At 69.9% G+C, this 17,757-nt stretch carries 13 protein-coding genes and 1 pseudogene; 12 read left to right on the top strand and 2 right to left on the bottom strand.

From position 1 onward, the window contains the following. Window positions 1–142: 142 nt before the first annotated feature. From ABZ194_RS05480 to ABZ194_RS05435, 10 genes are all read left to right on the top strand, one after another. Window positions 143–775 (top strand): cation transporter, encoded by a 633-nt coding sequence (locus ABZ194_RS05480; protein WP_355592605.1) that lies wholly within the window; start codon window positions 143–145, stop codon window positions 773–775. A gap of 142 nt (window positions 776–917) precedes the next feature. Then, complete coding sequence (locus ABZ194_RS05475; RefSeq protein WP_355592603.1) at window positions 918–2,693, top strand: substrate-binding and VWA domain-containing protein; 1,776 nt, start codon at window positions 918–920, stop codon at window positions 2,691–2,693. Between the two features lie 418 nt (window positions 2,694–3,111). Then, entirely contained in the window at window positions 3,112–3,483 is a 372-nt protein-coding gene (locus ABZ194_RS05470; RefSeq protein ID WP_355592601.1) for a hypothetical protein, read from the top strand. Then, complete coding sequence (locus ABZ194_RS05465) at window positions 3,480–4,607, top strand: GNAT family N-acetyltransferase (protein ID WP_355592599.1); 1,128 nt, start codon at window positions 3,480–3,482, stop codon at window positions 4,605–4,607. Before ABZ194_RS05470 ends, ABZ194_RS05465 begins: the two co-directional genes overlap by 4 nt. A 177-nt stretch (window positions 4,608–4,784) precedes the next feature. Further along, window positions 4,785–5,612, top strand: coding sequence for a glycosyltransferase family 2 protein (locus ABZ194_RS05460; protein ID WP_355592597.1), 828 nt, complete (start codon window positions 4,785–4,787; stop codon window positions 5,610–5,612). Window positions 5,613–5,614: 2 nt separating this feature from the next. Beyond that, the gene (locus ABZ194_RS05455; protein WP_355592595.1) at window positions 5,615–6,556 is read left to right on the top strand and encodes a glycosyltransferase family 2 protein; all 942 of its coding nucleotides are present in this window, start codon (window positions 5,615–5,617) and stop codon (window positions 6,554–6,556) included. Then, window positions 6,553–7,356: a polysaccharide deacetylase family protein gene (locus tag ABZ194_RS05450; RefSeq protein ID WP_355592593.1), complete on the top strand. Its 804-nt coding sequence runs from the start codon at window positions 6,553–6,555 to the stop codon at window positions 7,354–7,356. Before ABZ194_RS05455 ends, ABZ194_RS05450 begins: the two co-directional genes overlap by 4 nt. A gap of 34 nt (window positions 7,357–7,390) precedes the next feature. Further along, window positions 7,391–8,734 (top strand): hypothetical protein, encoded by a 1,344-nt coding sequence (locus ABZ194_RS05445; protein ID WP_355592591.1) that lies wholly within the window; start codon window positions 7,391–7,393, stop codon window positions 8,732–8,734. A 41-nt stretch (window positions 8,735–8,775) separates the two neighbouring features. After that, a complete protein-coding gene (locus ABZ194_RS05440; protein WP_355592589.1) occupies window positions 8,776–11,565 on the top strand; it encodes a hypothetical protein in 2,790 nt (929 codons plus the stop codon). A 79-nt stretch (window positions 11,566–11,644) separates the two neighbouring features. Beyond that, window positions 11,645–12,886 (top strand): DUF418 domain-containing protein, encoded by a 1,242-nt coding sequence (locus tag ABZ194_RS05435; protein WP_355592587.1) that lies wholly within the window; start codon window positions 11,645–11,647, stop codon window positions 12,884–12,886. On the opposite strand, the gene ABZ194_RS05430 is transcribed toward ABZ194_RS05435, so the two are convergent. Both ABZ194_RS05430 and ABZ194_RS05425 read right to left on the bottom strand, forming a co-directional pair. Next, a complete protein-coding gene (locus ABZ194_RS05430; RefSeq protein ID WP_355592585.1) occupies window positions 12,883–14,253 on the bottom strand; it encodes a xylan 1,4-beta-xylosidase in 1,371 nt (456 codons plus the stop codon). The genes ABZ194_RS05435 and ABZ194_RS05430 overlap by 4 nt on opposite strands. Before the next feature lie 212 nt (window positions 14,254–14,465). Continuing rightward, window positions 14,466–15,491: a phosphotransferase family protein gene (locus ABZ194_RS05425; RefSeq protein WP_355592583.1), complete on the bottom strand. Its 1,026-nt coding sequence runs from the start codon at window positions 15,489–15,491 to the stop codon at window positions 14,466–14,468. Window positions 15,492–15,720: 229 nt separating this feature from the next. On the opposite strand from ABZ194_RS05425, the gene ABZ194_RS05420 reads away from it, so the two are divergent. Both ABZ194_RS05420 and ABZ194_RS05415 read left to right on the top strand, forming a co-directional pair. Next, window positions 15,721–16,806, top strand: coding sequence for a GNAT family N-acetyltransferase (locus tag ABZ194_RS05420; RefSeq protein ID WP_355592581.1), 1,086 nt, complete (start codon window positions 15,721–15,723; stop codon window positions 16,804–16,806). Window positions 16,807–16,813: 7 nt separating this feature from the next. Then, a pseudogene (locus ABZ194_RS05415) lies at window positions 16,814–17,242 on the top strand (DegT/DnrJ/EryC1/StrS family aminotransferase); the annotation flags it as partial. Window positions 17,243–17,757 lie beyond the last annotated feature (515 nt).

Below are 17,757 nucleotides of genomic sequence, written 5' to 3'. Positions count from 1 at the left end.
GAGAACAAGAACCCGGGAATCTGCTGACTCGTTTCCCGGGGAGACTACGCCGTCGCGATCTCCGTCGAGAGCTTCACACCAACACCACATGGAGTGACGTGTATGTTACGGAGGGTTGATATTTAGGTATCGGGGGGTCACCGTGACCGACCAGAGCGTGCTGGCGCGACCGGCGAACGACGAGTGGCTGTGCGACGCCCGCAGGGCCCGGACGCTCTCCCTGGTCACGCTGGCCTGGCTGGGCGCCGAGAGCGCGCTCGGCCTCGCCGCCGGGCTGGGGTCGCACTCGGTCGCGCTGATCGGCTGGGGCAGCTCGGCGCTGGTGGAGGCGCTGGCGAGCCTCATCGTGGTCTGGCGGTTCACCGGGTCGCGGACCCTCTCGCGGGACGCCGAGGGGAAGGCCCGCAGGGCGGTGGCGGTCAGTTTCTGGCTCCTCGCCCCCTATCTGGTGCTCCATGTGGCCTATGACCTGCAGGCGGGGCATCGGGCCGTCCCCAGCGCGCTGGGGGTGGCGGTGACGGCGGTCAGCCTGGCCGGCATGCCGATCCTGGGCCTGGCCAAGCGGCGGCTGGGCGCCCGGCTGGACTCGGCGGCGACGTCGGGCGAGGGCACCCAGAACCTGCTCTGCGCGCTGCTCGCCGCGGGCGTGCTGGCAGGGATCGCCCTGAACGGCATCGGGTGGTGGTGGGCCGATCCGGCCATGGCGGTGCTGCTGGCCGCGGCGGCCGTACGGGAGGGCCGCGAAGCCTGGCACGGACACTCCTGCCACCACTGACGGGGTCTCGTACGGTGCCACCTACGACAAGAAGGGCGTTTTGCTGGGATAAGGGGCAACAGTACGGTTCTGTGAATATTGCGGAGAACCTCCCGGTAAGGTGACCCGCTAGCTCCAGGACATCGACACCGAAGAGGGCACCGTGGGCGGACGTCACCGGACGGATGAGCTCGACGACGACTACAACTCCCACAGGGCGCCGACCCGGCGGCGCCGTGGCGGCCCCGGCCGGTTGCTGGCCCCGCTGGTGGGATCCGTCGCCCTCGCGGTGCTGCTCGGCGTCGCCGCCTTCGCGATCGTCAGCCGGGACCGCGGATGCTCCGGGGACCGGGTCGCCCTGCGCGTCACCGCCTCACCCGACATCCAGCCCGCCGTGTCCCGGATCGCGCAGGGCTTCAACAAGGCCGGTCACCGGGTCGGCGACGGGTGCGCCGTCGTCACGGTGACCAAGGGCGTCTCGGCGACGGTGGCCTCCGGGCTGGCGGGCAGCGGCGGCAGGGTCGGCGCGATGGACGCGTGGATCCCGGACTCGTCGCTCTGGGTGACCGGCCTGCGGGCGAAGAACCCGCAGGTGCCCGCCCCGGGGCCGTCGACGGCCCACTCCCCCATCGTCATGGTGGCCGCGGGCTCGGTGATCCCGAGCCTGCGGAAGAACCTGGGCGAGGCGAGCTGGGTCGGCATGATCAGTGCCGCGAACGTGGCCAACGTCGACGGGCCGGGCCGCAAGGTACGCGTGCTCGCGCTGGACCCCTCGCTCAACGCCGCCGGCCTCGGCGCGCTGCTGGCCGCCTCCGGGGTGGCCAACGCCTCGGGCATCGGCCAGGAGGAGCTGGTCGGCGCGCTCAAGGCGCTGTCCGGGTCGACCGCCCGCGACCAGGACGCGCTGCTGGCCAGCCTAGGCGTCAAGGGGACCCGTGCCCCGGTCGGCATCGCCTCGGAGCAGGCCGTCTGGGCGTTCAACTCCGCCAGGAGGCCCAAGGTCCCGGCCGTGCCGCTCTATCCGGCCGAGGGCACGCTGAACCTCGACTACCCCATGGTGATCACCACCCGGAACACCGCGGCCCGGGGTGCCGCCGAGGCGTTCCAGAAGGAGCTCGGCACCGAGGCGGCCAGGAAGATCCTCCGGGCGGAGGGTTTCCGCACCCCGGACGGTCAGGGCGGCACGGCGGTCGCCGGCACCGGCGGCTTCCAGGCCGAGGCCCCGAAGACGCTGGAGACGCCCGACGCCGCCACCGTGGCGCGGCTGTCCCAGTCGTGGTCACGACTGAACCTCGGCACCAGGCTGGTCACGCTGCTGGACGTCTCGGGCACCATGGCGCTCCCGGTGCCCGGCACCGGCCTGACCAGGATGCAGGCGATCACGAAGATCGCCGTCGAGGGCATGAGGCTGTTCCCGGTCAAGAGCGAGATCGGGTTCTGGGAGTTCTCCACGCACCTCGACCGGCAGGGCCTGGACTACCGGGAGACGGTCCCGGTCGGCCCGCTGACCGAGAACCTGGACGGCGTCCTGCGCCGGGATCTGATCAACCAGAGGCTGGCCACGATCAGGGCCAAGGCGACCGGGGACACCGGGCTCAACGACACCCTCGCCGCCGCTTACCGGCAGATGACCGAGGAGTACCAGAGCGACAAGATCAACACGGTGCTGATCCTCACCGACGGCGCGGGCAACGACGACCCCGACGGAGGGATCGGCGACCTGGAGATCCTGAAAACACTCCGGGAGAGCTACAACCCGGAGAAGCCGGTCAGCATCCTGATCATCGCCTTCGGCCCCGACGCCCCCAAGGGCAAGCGTCAGATGGACGCCCTGGCCAAGGCCACCGGCGGCGAAGCCTACATCGCCAAGGACGTCCTGGAGGTCCGCAGGTTCTTCCTGCAGGGCATGAAACGCCGGATCTGCGCCCCTCACTGCTGATCGCCCCCGGTGCGGCGGGCGTCCCGGCGATCCCGGACGGGGCGGCCCGGCGCCGGAACGGGAGGCGTGATTTGGGTCACTGTCACCGACGTGGGCGAGCGCGGTCTCCCGCGAGTCCCCTCCGGGGCCGCCGAGGGCGGGACCGATTCTGCGATATCGTGGGAAACCCCTGCACCACAGGCTTCCGGGGCCTCAGAGGACCCGCCTTCGACACCGGTGTCCTCCCTCCTCACAGCGGTGGATCCGGCGTCCGGGAAGGCTTGATCCTTTGGCCTCACGCTGGATAATGCCGCTACTTCTCTTTGCGATCCGGTAAACCATGGACTGGGGCCAAACGTCGCCATTGACGTCCGTGCGGAGTGATTGATGGCATGAAAGAGCGATCGACCACCCCATTACCGAACCGGGAGAGGCGGAGATGTCGACCAACCGCAGGGTGCTCAAGTGGGCGGTCACCCTCGCGTGCGTGACGGGGGCCGTGATCGCGTTGGCCGGGATCAACACCCCGCTACGTCTCGTGCTGACCCCCCTGTTCCTTTTGGTGGTGCCGGGGGCCGCGGTGGTAGGACTGTTGCGTGATCGTGACCCTCTTGCGGCACTATCGGTCGGGGCGGCGGCAAGTCTGGTGGTGAACGTTCTCCTTGCTGTTGCCATGCTGTCCTTTGACGCGTGGTCGCCCCGCGCAGGGGTGGCGACGATCGCGGTGCTCGGCGGCTTCATATACGTGTTACGCGTGCTGTACCGGGGGAGCGGAAGCTTGCAGACTGAACAGGGGGCCAGGTCAAGGTGAACGTTGCCGTTGTTCGCCCGGGTGACCTCGGAGAGTCCGAGATCCTCCGATGGCGGGAGTTACAGGGGGCGGACCCGTCCCTCGACAATCCCTTTCTGTCCGTGGAGTTCGCCCTGGCCATGGGCCGTCTGCGCGACTACGTCCGGGTGGCCGTGATCCAGGACGGCGGCAAGATCGTCGGATTCTTCCCCTACGAGCGCCACAGTTTCGGGATCGGCAAGCCTCTGGGGGGCTTCCTCACCACCTGCCACGGGTTGATCTCAAGCCCCGATCTGGAGATGGGGGCCCGGTCACTGCTGCGCGCCTGCAAGCTCTCGGTCTTCGACTTCGACCACCTGGTCGCCGGGCAGGCGACGTTCGCCGCCCACCAGTCGGACGTACGGCCGGCGCCGGTCATGGACCTGAGTGCCGGTTTCGACTCCTACATCGACCAGGTCCGGGCGAAGTCCCCCAAGAACTACAAGACCGTCCGCTACAAGGAGCGCAAGCTCGGCCGTGAGCAGGGCGACCTCCGCTTCGAGTGGGACTCGGGCGACCCCGAGACCCTGCGCACCCTGATGAACTGGAAGTCCGACCAGTACCGGCGGACAGGCCGGGTGGACCGTTTCGCCCAGCCGTGGATCGTCCGGCTGCTCGACGAGATGCACTCGAAGCGCTCGGAGACCTTCGCCGGAGTGCTGACCATGGTCTACGCCGGGGACACGCCCGTCGCCGGCCATTTCGGCCTGCGCACGGCGCACACCCTGGTGGGCTGGTTCCCGGCCTACGACATCGAGTTCGCCCGCTACTCCCCCGGCATCATGCACCACCTCTACATGGCGGAGCACGCGGCCGGCGCGGGCCTGCGCCAGGTGGACATGGGCAAGGGCGGCCGCGAGTACAAGGGCTGGCTGAAGACCGGTGACCTGTTCGTCGCCGAGGGGCGTGTGTCGCGCCCCTCCCCGGCGGCCGCCGTCCACTGGATGGGGCGTGCCCCGGTCAACAAGGCCCGCACCATCGTCACCGACCGTCCCCACCTATATCGTCTTGCCGACCGGGTGCTGAAACGTTTCGGCCGCATGCGCACCTCCGCGCAGAACCAATCAGCCGCTCCCGTCGTCAAGGAACCATGGGGAGTGGGCTGAGCCGGCTCCCCGCGAAGCGCCCCCCACGAACACCCTCACACCGAAAACCATCCGCCAGGACCCTCCCATGCATCCCTCAGCGCATTTGCCATTGCCGCCGATCGTTCAGGCCGCGTCTGGCTCCGGGTCCGTCCGTCCGTCGTCCATGACGACCGCTTACCCGGAAGGACAGAGTTCATGAGTCCCGACATCGTCAAGCACACCACCAAGCCCCCACTGCGGGCGATGCCACCAATAGAGCGTTTCACCCCGATCACTCCTCACGTGGCCATCTCCCCCACCGTCAGCGTCGTGGTCCCCGCCATGAACGAGGCGGAGAACCTCCCGCACGTCTTCGCCACGCTGCCGCAGTGGATCGACGAGATCGTGCTGGTCGACGGCAACTCGGTGGACGACACCATCGCCGTCGCCAAGAGGCTGCGCCCCAACGTCCGTGTGATCACCCAGACCGGCAAGGGTAAGGGCAACGCGCTGTCGGCCGGTTTCGCCGCCTGCACCGGCGACATCATCGTGATGATCGACGCCGACGGGTCCACCGACGGCCGGGAGATCATCCAGTTCGTGGGCGCGCTGGTCACCGGGGCCGACTTCGTCAAGGGGTCTCGTTACGCGACCGGCGGCGGCAGCGACGACCTGACCTTCAACCGCAAGTTCGGCAACAAGGTGCTGACCGGCCTGGTGAACCGGATCTACGGCACCAGCTACAGCGACCTCTGCTATGGCTACAACGCCTTCTGGGCACGCCACCTGGACGCGCTCAACCTGGACTGCGACGGTTTCGAGGTGGAGACCCTGATGAACATCAGGGCCGCCAAGGCGGGGCTCAAGGTCCAGGAGGTGCCGAGCCACGAGCGCTGCCGGATTCACGGTGAGAGCAACCTGCACGCCGTCCGCGACGGCATCCGGGTGCTGAAGACCATTCTCCGGGAGTGGCGTGGCCGTCCCGCCGCCGTTGTGCCCGAGCCCGCCGCCGCCGCCCCCGCGGCGGACCAGGGCGCCGCATAGCCATGAGGACCAGTGTCGTCATCTGTGTCTACACCGAGGAACGCTGGGAGGACATCCGGGAGGCCGTCGAGTCCGTCGTGAGCCAGCGGCGCGGGCCCGACGAGATCATCCTGGTGGTCGACTACAACGCGGACCTGCACCTGAGGCTCAAGCAGGAGTATCCCGGCGTGACCGTGGTGGAGAACACGCAGGAGAAGGGGCTGTCCGGTGGCAAGAACACCGGCGCGGCGACCGCCTCCGGCGACATTGTGGCGTATTTGGACGACGACGCGGTAGCGGAACCCGGCTGGCTGGAAGCCCTGGAAGAGGGTTTCCAGGACCCGGCCGTCGTGGGGGTGGGCGGCCTGACCAGGCCGCTCTGGGCGACGGGACGCCGTCCCGGCTGGTTTCCCCGCGAGTTCGACTGGACCGTGGGCTGCAGTTACCGGGGCATGCCCACCCGGCGGGCGCCGATCCGCAACGTCATGGGGGGCAACGCGGCCTTCCGCAGGGAGGCCGTACTCGGGGTCGGCGGGTTCCACACCGGCATCGGGCGCAGCGTGCAGGGGCGCAGGCCCCGGCCGCTGGGCTGCGAGGAGACCGAGTTCTGCATCCGGCTCTCCCAGCGGACCCCCGGCGCGGTGATGCTGTTCGAGCCGGACGCGGTGATCGGTCACAAGGTGTCGGCCGTACGTTCCAGGTTCGCCTACTTCCGGTCCCGGTGTTACGCCGAGGGCCTGTCCAAGGCGCTCGTCACCCAGAGCGTGGGCGCCGGGGACGGGCTGGCCAGCGAGCGGGCGCACGCGTTGAAGGCCCTGCCGCTGGGCGCGTTGCGCGGTGTCGGGGAGGCGCTCCGCGGTGACCTGTCCGGTTTCGGCAGGGCGGGCGCGATCGTGATCGGACTCACCTGGACCACCTGGGGTTACATCGTCGGCTCCCTCCGGTTGAAGGTGTCGAAGTCATGATCCGCGTGCCGATTCTGATGTACCACTCGATCTCCGATCGGCCCAACGCGGAGACCAGGCCGCTGGCCGTACGGCCCTCGGCCTTCGCCGAGCAGCTCTCCTACCTGAAGGAGAACGGTTTCACCCCGCTGACCGTGGCCGATCTGGTCGCCTCGCTGCACAGGAACAACGGGCGCTCCATTCCCGAGCGGCCGGTCGTGGTGACCTTCGACGACGGCTACGCCGACTTCCACAGCGAGGCGCTGCCCGTGCTGGAGCGCCATGACTTTCCCGCGACGGTCTTCCTGACCAGCGGCTGGGTCAGTGACGCGGGCAAGGACGCGGCGGGCCGGCCGCTCGACGTGATGCTGTCCTGGAGCCAGGCCCGCGAGGCCGCCTCCTGCGGCGTCGAGATAGGCGGTCACAGCCACAGCCACCCCCAGCTGGACCAGTTGCCGGACGACCGGCTCCGTCAGGAGCTGCGGCGCAACAAGGCCCTGCTGGAGGACAAGATCGGCGCTCTGGTCTCCACCATGGCCTATCCGTACGGCTACTCCAGCATGCGGGTCCGGCGGGAGGTCCGGCGGGCCGGTTACTGGGCCGCCTGCGCGGTGAACAACGCCATCGCCGCCGACCGGCACGACGTGCTCGCGCTGCCGCGCCTGACCGTCACCGACGGCACCTCGATGAAGATGTTCGGCCGGGCGGTCGAGGGCAGTCAGGTTCCACTGATCTACATGAAGGAGCGTGTGCTGACGAAGGGCTACGCCGTCGTCAGGCGCACCCGATACGGCCTGCGCCGAGTACGTGGTCTCGCGTAGGGAGCACGTCTTCGGGCGTGGGGGGAGGTAGGGCATGAGCGCGACGGTGGGCGAGCGGCCCGCGGGACGGCTCGCCGGGTTGCGGCGGCGGTTGCTGCGTGATCTCCGCAATCCGCTGTTCCGCAACGGCTACGCGCTCATGGCCAACACCGCCATCACCGCCGTTCTCGGCATGGGGTACTGGTGGCTGGCGGCCCAGCTCTACGAGCCGGCCGACTTCGGCAGGGGCCAGGCCGTGATCACCGCCATGCGGCTGTTCGCCTCGCTGACCGCCCTGGGGTTCGTCGGGGCGCTGGCCAGGTTCATCCCGGTGGCCGGGCGCCGTACCCCAGAGCTCATCGTCCGGGCGTATGTGATCGCCGGGGCCACCGGTATGACGGCCGCGCTCGGGTTCCTGATCACGCTGCCGTGGTGGGGGCCGACCTACGCCACGCTGGGCGGTCTCGGCCCCGGGCTGTTCTTCCTGGTGGCGGTGCTGGTCTGGTCGGTGTTCACTTTGCAGGACGTGACGCTGGCCGGGCTCCGCAAGGCGACCTGGGTGCCGGTGAACAGTCTCGGCTACGGCCTGGTCAAGATGGCGATGCTGGTGGGGCTGGCGTTCGCGCTGCCCCGCGACGGCATCTTCGTCTCCTGGATCATCCCTGCCGCGATGGCGCTGATCCCGATCAACATCTTCATCTTCGGGAAGGTCGTCCCCCGGCACGTCAGGCAGACCGAGAGCACCGCCAGGCCGCTCACGCTCCGCGAGGTCGGCCGGTTCCTGTCGGGCGACTACCCCGGCACGCTGTCGATCCTGGCGAGCGTCTACCTGATCCCGGTCCTGATCGCCGCCCGGGTGGACGAGGTCACCTTCGGCTACTTCTCCATGGCGCACACTCTGGGTTCGCTGATCGAGCTGCTGGCGATGAACATGGCCACCTCGCTCACCGTGGAGGGGGCCTTCGAGCGGCACCGGCTGGCGTCGAACTCGCGCAGGGCGCTCCGGCGGGCCTTCATGATCATTGTTCCCGTGGTGGCGGTGACGGTTCTCGTGGCCCCTCTGATCCTGCGCGTCTTCGGTGCCGGCTTCGCGGACCGGGGCACGCTGCTGCTCCAGCTTATGGCGGTGGCGGTCCTCCCCCGGGTGCTGATCGAGATCTATCTGAGCGGGCTGCGCGCCCTGGGACAGGCCCGCAGGCTGGCGGCCGTACAGGTGTGCCTGGCGGTTCTGGTGCTCACCGGCACCCTGCTGCTGTTCCCCCGCGCCGGGGTGAACGCGGTGGGGTACGCGCTGCTGCTGAGCGAGACTCTGATCGCCCTGGCGATCTTCCCCGGTCTACGCAAAATACTCAAACATGGCGAAACTTCCCAGGTGGTCGTCACACCCGGGTCCGCGTAGCCCCCATGATGTTAGACGTGAGGCAACGGGCAGGTAATGACGTGACAACGGAGGCGGCGGGGGCCGCCGAGGTCGGGGAGACCGGCTCCACCCACCCCTCGCCCTCGGAGGACCCCACGGAGACGCACGCCGGACCGGGACCGGAGAAGCGGCCTTCGGGCACGCCCTCCGAGGCCTCCGGCGACGACGATCCGGCGGCCACCGCCGTCTTCCGGATCCCCATCCGCGAGGTCGCCGGGGAACCGGAGGACGCCGTCCCCAAGACGGACGGCCCCAAGACGGACACACCCCCGGTCCCGTCGTCCGCCGGGGCCTCCGGCGCGGACGCCCTCCCCGTGGGGGACGCGGACGCCCCCGAGGCGGACGGCACCTCGATTCTGAACTTCTCGATCGTCGACACCTCGGTCATCGACGTCTCGGAGATCACGGCCCCGGAGCGCGAGAGCGGCGAGCCCGACGGCGACGGCGCCGACAGCACGGTGAACCTGCGCCTCCCCCCGGCCCCCCCGAGCCCTCCCCTCCCGATCCCGGTTCCGCCGGTCACACCGACCCCGGTCCCGCCGGCCCCGGCGCCCCGGGCACGGGGTCTCTCCGCCGACGCCACCAGCCGCACCACCGCCGGTCCGCCACCGGCCGCCCCCGCGGCCGTCCACGCCCCCGCGGCGGCGACGTCCGAGGAAAGGCCCTCGTGGGCGGAGAGGCTGACGCGGACGGCCGGCACCTGGCTGCCGCCGTTGCTCACCGTCGAGGGCCTGGTCATGTACGTCCTGGCCCTGCGCGTGGCGCCGGGACCGCTGCGGGGCGTCGACCTGACCCACGTCGACGGCCTGGGGCTGATCTCGGCGCTGCCCAGCACCGCGTTCATCGCGATCCTGCTGATGATCACCGCCTTCTTCGTCACGATCGCGCAGAACACCGACCGCAAGTTCCTGCTGCTCTTCCAGATCGCGGCGATCACCTTCGCCCTGCACGGGGCCGCCGCCCTGATCGAGGACACCCCCCGCTTCCACACGGCCTACGTGCACGCGGGCTTCGTGGAGTTCATCAACCGCACCGGGACCTCCTCCCCCGTCCTCGACGCCCGCTTCGCCTGGCCGGGGTTCTTCGCGCTGCTCGCGTTCGTCACCAAGGCCGCCGGGGTCACCGACCTGACGACGATCATGCGGTGGACGCCGCTGCTCTCCAACCTGCTCTACCTGCTGCCGTTCGTGCTGATCCTGCGCCAGGTGGTGGCCACCACCCGCGCCCGCTGGTTCGCGGCGCTGCTGTTCGTCATCGTCCAGTGGATCGGCCAGGACTACCTCTCATCCCAGGGCTTCACCTACGCCATCTACCTCGCCTTCGTGGCGATCGTGCTGCGCTGGTTCGGCAAGGTGGAGCCCCGTGAGAAACCGATGCCCGCCAAGGGCCGGATCCGGCGGCTGCTGGCCAGGCTGGACGGGCTGACGCCCGGCGAGCTCGCCCACTCCACCGGCGTGTACGACCGGTCGATCATGCTCATCGTGCTGATCGGCCTGTTCGGGACCGCCACCGCCTCGCACCAGATCACGCCGTTCATGATGCTCGGCGTGCTGACCGGCCTGATCCTGCTGCGGCGCTCCTCGCTCAGCGGGGCCCTGCCGTTCTTCCTGGGCCTGATGGTGCTCGCCTGGATCAGCTACCAGACGGTCACCTTCTGGAGCGGGCACATCGACCAGCTCTTCGGCGGTCTGGGCCGGATCCTGGAGAACCTCCAGCGCAACACCGGCGACCGGATCGAGGGCAGCGACCCCCGGCACGCGTTCGTGCTGATGGCCCGGCTCGGCATCTGCGCCCTCATCCTGCTGCTGGCCGCCACCGGGCTGCTACGCCGCCTGCGCCGCGGGGTCGGCGACCGGGCCGCCCTGCTCCTGCTCTGCATCCCGGTGCTCGCCCTGGGCCTGCAGAGCTACGGCGGCGAGATCGGCCTGCGGATCTACCTGTTCGCGCTGCCCGGCGCGTGCATCCTGGCCGCCTACGCCTTCTTCCCGAACCTGCCCGCCGGCACGGCGGAGGCCCCCGAGGAGACGGTGCCGATCCGCAGGCGCAACATCCGGTTCAACCCGGAGCTGACCCGCCGGCTCTCCCTGCTGCTGGCCGCCGGGTGCGCGCTGGTGCTGTCGATGGCCTTCCTGGTCGCCCGCTACGGCAACGAGCAGTTCGAGCGGGTCTCCAAGGACGAGGTGCGGGCGATGCACTACGTCTACAAGCACGACGAGCCCAGCGGCCGGGTGCTGTACCTGGTCCCGATGATCGGCCCCGAGGTCACGCCGACCATCCCCTGGGGTGAGCGGGACTTCGACAAGATCTCCTACCAGCAGGTGCTGGTGGACAAGAATCCGGCGCAGCTCTCCTCGGTGATCGACAAGTTCCGTGTCCTGCCGCCCAACACCTATCTCGTCGCCAGCCGGGGGCAGGCGGCCTACCTTCAGCTCAACCACGGCTTCCCCGACGACTGGGCGAGCCGGTTCCGTGCCGCCCTGGACGCGTCACCGGAGTTGAAGCGGGTCTTCAACAGCGCGGACGCCGCCGTCTACACACTGAAGTCCTATCCGAAGGACGCCGAGATCCCGCAGCCGCAGCCCCTGACGGGTTTCGGCGACCGGGGCTCACCACTGACCCCGATCGGCCTGGGCGCCCTGGGCGTCACCTGGATCGCCCTGTTCGCCTATGAGATGTACCGGCTGCGCGGTCTCGACCGCACCGCCAGGACGAGGCGGCGCATCCTGTTCGTCGCGGTTCCGGCGTTCGCGCTGGCCGTGGCGGTCGTGATCGAGCGGTTCGTCGTCATCGGCTTCAGCCAGCTCCAATAGGAACGCGGTCTCCCCGGGGAGTGTCTTTCCCCCGGCATAATGATCACTATTTGCCGGGGGGCGTGCGATACAGCACGGTATGTCGAGGGACGGTTGGATGGTCAACGGGGAACACCGCGGTCCGCTGGGGACCACCACACCCCCAACCGGTACGGCCCGGCGGATCGCCGCCGTCGACGCGCTGCGCGGGTTCGCGCTGTTCGGCATCGTGGTGGTCAACATCGCCTACCTGGCCTCGGGATACCGGATGGCGGGGCTGGCCGAGCCCGCCTTCTCCGCACCGCTGGACTGGGAGGTGCGCTGGATTGTCACCGTGTTCTTCGAGAACAAGTTCTACCTGCTCTTCTCCTTTCTCTTCGGTTACAGCTTCACCCTCCAGCTCGACTCCGCGGCGAACTCGGGGGCGGCCTTCGTGCCCCGGTTCCTGCGCCGCCTGGCCGGGCTGCTGCTGCTCGGCCTGGCCCACGCGGTGCTGCTGTTCCCCGGGGACATCCTGGCCACCTACGCGGTGGTGGGACTGGTCCTGCTGACCGTGCGGGGGATCAGGCCGCGGACCGCGGTGATCACCGCGGTGGCGCTGACCGTGACGCTCGCGGTGGGGTTCGGGCTGCTGGCCGTACTGGCCCTGAACGGCACTGACGCCTCCGGGACGGTGGCCGGGGGCGCGGCCGAGGCGGCGAGGTCCGACGCGGCCCTGCACGGCTCGGTCAGCATGATCATTTCTGAGCACCTGCACAAGCTCGGCAAGATCGTCGTGCTGCGGGTCTTCTTCCAGGGACCAGCCGTGCTGGCCGCATGCCTGATCGGGCTGGCCGTCGGCAAGAAGCGGATGCTCACCGACCTGTCCGGGCGGGCCGCGGCGCTACGCGGGATCCAGTGGGCGGGGTTCCCCGTCGGGATCGTCGGGGCGATGGTCCACGCGCACTCGACCTGGTCGGGCTGCGGAAGCGCCTACCACATGTTCGGCCAGGCGGTGGACCTGCTCACCGCGCCGCTGCTGGCCGCGGCCTACGCGGCCACCCTGCTGCGGCTGCTCCCCTCGGCGCCGCGGCTGACCGCCGTCCTCGTGCCGCCCGGCCGGATGGCGCTGACCAACTATCTGGGCCAGTCGCTGATCTGCTCACTGATCTTCACCGGCTACGGCCTGGGGCTGGTGGACCAGCTCAGCCCGCTCACCGTGGTGTCGATCGCCGTCGCCATCTTCGCGATCCAGGTCGGCTACAGCCGGCCGTGGCTGCGCCGTCACCGCTACGGGCCGGTCGAGTGGTGCCTGCGCTGGTTCACCAACTGGCGCAGGCCCTCTCGCGCCCGGTCCGGCTAGGCCCGGTTCCGCTCGCTCCATCTGACCTCGTACGGCTTGAGGGTGAAGCTCTTGCCGTCCACCGTCGCGGTGACGGCGGCGTTGGAGGTGTTCGCCATCACGAGCTGACGCTGCTGGGCCAGTACCCGCACCTTGGGGTCGCTGGAGGTGACCGTCACCAGCGGGGTGCCGGCGGGGAACCACTTGGTGAAGCCGCTCAGGATGCCCGCCATCGGCAGCTCGTCGCCCCGCCCGGGGCGCCAGAGGCAGCCCGCGCAGCTCTGGCCGGCCTTGCGCTGGGGGTTCCAGTAGAGGGCGGTGGTGGCGCCCCCTGTGGCGAACTCCATCATGGCCACCGTCTGCACGGCGGTGCGGCGCTCCTCGGTCCAGTCGGTGCTCTCCGGCGCGACGTACCACTCGGCCCACCAGACCGGCAGGTTGCCGCTCTTCTCCCTGAGCCAGGTGGTGACCGCGCTGAACTTGCCGAGCGCGGTGAACTCGTCGGGGAAGAGCCCGGCGTCCTTGGTCATCGAGGCGCCGTCCACCACGATGAAGTCGGCGCCCTTCTTGTGGTCGATCCAGTACTCGACGGCGTCCAGGTCACGCTGGTCGACGACACCCCAGGCCCCCTGCAGCTCCGATCCGCCGCCGCTGCGGTTGCTCCCGATCGGGATGTAGGGGCCGCCGACCTTGATGTCCTTGTTCACCGCCTTCAGCGCGGTGTAGACCTTGTTGTAGAGCTCGGTGTACGCCTCGGCGTCCCAGCGGTTGGTCCCCGGGTTCCAGAAGCCCTTGAACTCGTTCCACACCATGTAGTGCTTGACGGTCGGGTAACGCCTGGCCACGGTCGCGGCCAGCTTGGCGAAGTCGTCGAACCTCTCCCGTTTGGGGGCGGTCTCCAGGGCTCCCCAGTCGGTGCGTCCCTCGGTGCCGCCCTTCATCCAGTCGGGCGCGCAGCAGAGCGTGACGACCGGGAGCGCCTGCGAGTCCGCCATGAACCGGATCCGGCGGTCGAGGTTGCGGAAGTCGTGCCTGCCGGGGACAGGCTCCGGGTTGTCCGCGCCCCAGCCCATGATGTGCTGGTTCTGCACCAGGGGAACCCGGCTGAGGACGTGCGAGGCGGCGTCGCCCGCCCCGGCGGGCTCGGCGTCGCCGCTGAACTCGGTGTGGGTGACACCCCAGCGCGGCCACTCCTTGCCTGCCGGGGGTTCCTGCAGGACGGGCGCCGGCTGCTCGGGGGGGATCCGCAGAGCCTCCCCCCGAGGCTTGTCGGGCTTGGTGGCCATGACGACGATCACCACGAGAAGCACGAGCGCGACGCATCCCGCCCCCAGTGCGACCGGCCAGCTCGGGCGCCGTCTCTGGTGCCGTCCGTTAGTCGGTATCACCCTCGCCTCAATCCTCGCCTCTGGTCCAATGAGAGCGTTCCACAGCGACGACGGACGTGACCGCGATCCGGCGCGGTTCACAGACAAGCGTTATCAGCTGCGTCATCGCATTAGTCAAGGTGACTTGCAGAACACTTGAGACTTCTATCGTAGACGCCGGTCCGGCGGGTAACCCATGACGATCGTCCACGGTCTCCTCCCGGTCCGGCGGCTCAGCCCTCCAGCACCCGGTGCGCCCGCTCGACGAGCGTGGGGACGGCCGCGCCGATGTGCTCGAACCCCTCCCCCACAGTCTTACCCTGTCTGAACCTGGCGTGGATCCCCTCCACGATCACCGCGAGCTTGTAGTTGCCGAACGCCAGGTAGAAGTCCAGGTCGGAGAGGTCCGCGCCGGAGAGCGCGGCGTAGTGGGCGGCGAACTCCCGGGCGGTGAGGAAGCCGGGGGCGACGGTCACACCGGTGGCCACCGGGATGGACGCGCGTTCCTCGTCGCCGGGGTCCTGCCAGTAGGTCAGGGTCAGGCCGAGGTCGGCCAGCGGGTCTCCGAGGGTGGACATCTCCCAGTCGACGACGGCGAGGATCTCGGGATCGGGCGCGAGCCGTACCAGGGTGTTGTCCAGCCGGTAGTCGCCGTGGACCAGCGCCGAGGCCGAGCGGGCGGGCAGGCGGGCGCGCAGCCGGGCCACCAGGCGGTCGTAGCCGGGCAGGTCACGGGTCCGTGACCGCTCCCACTGCCGGTCCCAGCGTTCCAGCTGACGGGCCATGTATCCCTCCGGGCGGCCGAAGTCGGCCAGCCCCACCCGCCGGGGGTCGACCGCGTGGACGGCGGCGAGCACCTCGGCCAGCCTCTCCGACAGCCGCCGGCCCCGCTCGGGCGCGAGCCCGGCGACCTCGGCCCCGCTCCGGACGGCCAGGCCGTCCACATGCTCCATCAGGTAGAACGGCGCCCCGATCACGTCCTCGTCGCCGCAGAAGGCGACCGCCCGGGGCACCGGGACCGGGGTCGGGGCGAGGGCGGAGACGACCCGCCACTCGCGTCTCATGTCGTGGGCGGTGGGGAGCACGTGCCCCAGCGGGGGTCGGCGCAGCACCAGGCGGCGCACCCCGGTCTCGACGAGGTAGGTGAGGTTGGACCTGCCCCCGGAGATCAGAAAGATCCCGGTGGGCTCCCCGGCATCGGGGACGTTGGCCGCCATCCACCCGGTCAGCCGGGTACGGTCGATGCCAGGGGTGCTCATGGCCACCCATTAGAACGCCACCCGGGTGAGAGCACCACCCGGGTCGGGGAAACCGGTCCGCGCCGGGGCCCAAGATGAGAGGCCGAAACGTTGTGCCTCAGAAGAGCCAGTGGTACGTCCAATCCTTTACCGTTACATTACGCGCCAACCTGCATACTTGGGCCTCACACGTCCTGCACGTATCCATGCTGGAAGGCGTCGGGGAAACCGCACACCCCAGTGGGAGCTCATGCGCGTCTCTATCGTTCACCCTCGTGATCTCGGGGAGCCCGACATCAGCCGATGGCGGGCCCTGCAGGAGGCCGATCCGGCTTTCGACAACCCGTTCCTGTCGCCTGAATTCACGGTCGCCGTCGGCGAGTTGCAGGATCGAGTCCGGGTGGCGGTGTTGCACGACGGCGCGGACACCGTGGGGTTCTTCCCATTCGAGCGGCACCCGATGGGCATCGGCAGGCCGGTGGCCGCCGGGCTCACCGACGCGCAGGGCCTCGTCCACGCCAAGAACATCGAACTCGACCCCCAGCGGCTGATCAAGTCCTGCGGTCTGGGGGTGTTCGAGTTCGACCACCTGGTGGCCGGGCAGCCGCTGCTGTCGGAACGGCACGCCAGGCATCCGTCACCGATCATCGATCTGCGGGACGGCTACGACTCCTACATCGAGACGATCAAACTGAGCTCGGGCAAGACCTACCGCTCCACGGCCTACAAGACCCGCAAGCTTCAGCGGGACGCGGGGCCGCTCCGCCACGACTACGCCACCGTCGAGCCGGCGGCGCTGCAGACGCTGCTCGGCTGGAAGACCGACCAGTACCGCCGGACCGGCCGCGCCGACCGGTTCTCCCGGCCGTGGATCGTGGAGCTGGTCGAACGGCTGCTCTCCACCGACACCGAGCACTTCGGCGGGGTGCTGGACATGCTCTACGTGGACGGGCGGCCGGTGGCCGGTCACTTCGGCGTGCGCACCGCCACCACCCTCGCCGGCTGGTTCCCCGCCTACGACGTCTCCTTCGCCAAGTACTCCCCGGGTCTGATCCACCACCTGGCCATGGCCGAGAAGGCGGCACAGGCGGGGATCGAGGTCATCGACATGGGCCGGGGCGAGAAGGAGTACAAGGAGAAGCTCAAGAACGGCGAGTACCAGGTGGCCGAGGGCCGGATCGCCCGGCCGAGCACCGGCGCCGGACTGCACTGGGTGGTGCGGGTGCCGGTCCGCAAGGCCCGGGGCACGGTCCTCGCCAACCCGGCGTTGCGCAGCACCGCCGACCGGCTGCTGAAGACCTTCGGGCGCCTGCGCACCTCCATCCAGTCGCCGTGAGCGCCCGGTGAGCCCCGAGGCCCTGGTGGCCGCCCGGACCGGACGTCACTGCCTGGCCCTGCCCTCCAACCGGCTGGGCCTGTATCTCGCGCTGCGGCACTGGTGCGCCCCCGGCCAGCGGCTGCTCATGTCGCCGATCTCCGCCGACGAGATCCTGTTCCTGGTGCTGGCCGCCGGGCTGCGGCCGGTCATCGCGCCGCTCTCCCCCGACGACGGCAACATCGACGTCGACGCCGTCGATCTCGACCTGGTGGACGCCGTGCTGACCACCAACCTGTACGGCCTGCCGGACCGGGTGACCGCGTTCGCCGGCAAGACCGTGATCGAGGACGTCGCGCACGCCATGGAGACCACGGTCGAGGACAGGCCGCTCGGCACGTTCGGGATGGCCGGGGTGTTCAGCCTGTCCAAGCACGCCGGGGCCGGGTCGGGCGGGGTGCTCGCGGTCGAGCACCGGGCCGACCTGCGCGCGCTGGAGACCGAGCGGGACCGCCTGCTCCAGCCCCGGGTGCTCGCGGCCGAGATCCGCACGGTGCTGGCCTCCGTGGTCAAGCACACGGCGGTCCGGCTCAACCTGGTCCGACCCGCGCTGCGGGTGATGCGCGCGCTGGGCATGGAGGAGCGGCGCGAGGGCCACCGGATCGCGCCACGCCCCGAGAACCTGGTCACGGCGCTGAGGCGGGTGCCGGAGCTGCCGCCCTTCGACACGTGGGTCCAGGCGGACCTGCACGACTACCGGGCCAGGCGGGGCCGGATCTCCCGCTGGTACCAGTCCAGGCGGCTGCGGACGCTGCCGGGGCAGCGGGCCCGGCGGATCGCCGGGGTGGCCGCGCTCGCCGAGCTGCCCACGGTGGCCGGGGCGGTACGGAGGCGGCTGGACCAGCCGCTGTTCCGGGTGCCGCTGCTGGTCGCCGACCGGGAGGCGGCGATCGTGGAGCTGGAGCGGCACGG

The organism is Streptosporangium sp. NPDC006007 (assembly GCF_040614315.1).
Lineage (GTDB): Bacteria > Actinomycetota > Actinomycetes > Streptosporangiales > Streptosporangiaceae > Streptosporangium.
The sequence above is the reverse complement of the archived record's forward strand: the minus strand, read 5'-3'. Positions and strand labels throughout refer to the sequence as shown.

Coding starts and splice junctions, on each gene's coding strand:
- ABZ194_RS05470 (WP_355592601.1), top strand. CDS start 3,112: ATGTCGACCAACCGCAGGGTGCTCAAGTGGGCGGTCACCCTCGCGTGC.
- ABZ194_RS05460 (WP_355592597.1), top strand. CDS start 4,785: ATGAGTCCCGACATCGTCAAGCACACCACCAAGCCCCCACTGCGGGCG.
- ABZ194_RS05455 (WP_355592595.1), top strand. CDS start 5,615: ATGAGGACCAGTGTCGTCATCTGTGTCTACACCGAGGAACGCTGGGAG.
- ABZ194_RS05450 (WP_355592593.1), top strand. CDS start 6,553: ATGATCCGCGTGCCGATTCTGATGTACCACTCGATCTCCGATCGGCCC.
- ABZ194_RS05445 (WP_355592591.1), top strand. CDS start 7,391: ATGAGCGCGACGGTGGGCGAGCGGCCCGCGGGACGGCTCGCCGGGTTG.
- ABZ194_RS05435 (WP_355592587.1), top strand. CDS start 11,645: ATGTCGAGGGACGGTTGGATGGTCAACGGGGAACACCGCGGTCCGCTG.
- ABZ194_RS05425 (WP_355592583.1), bottom strand. CDS start 15,491: ATGAGCACCCCTGGCATCGACCGTACCCGGCTGACCGGGTGGATGGCG.
- ABZ194_RS05420 (WP_355592581.1), top strand. CDS start 15,721: ATGCGCGTCTCTATCGTTCACCCTCGTGATCTCGGGGAGCCCGACATC.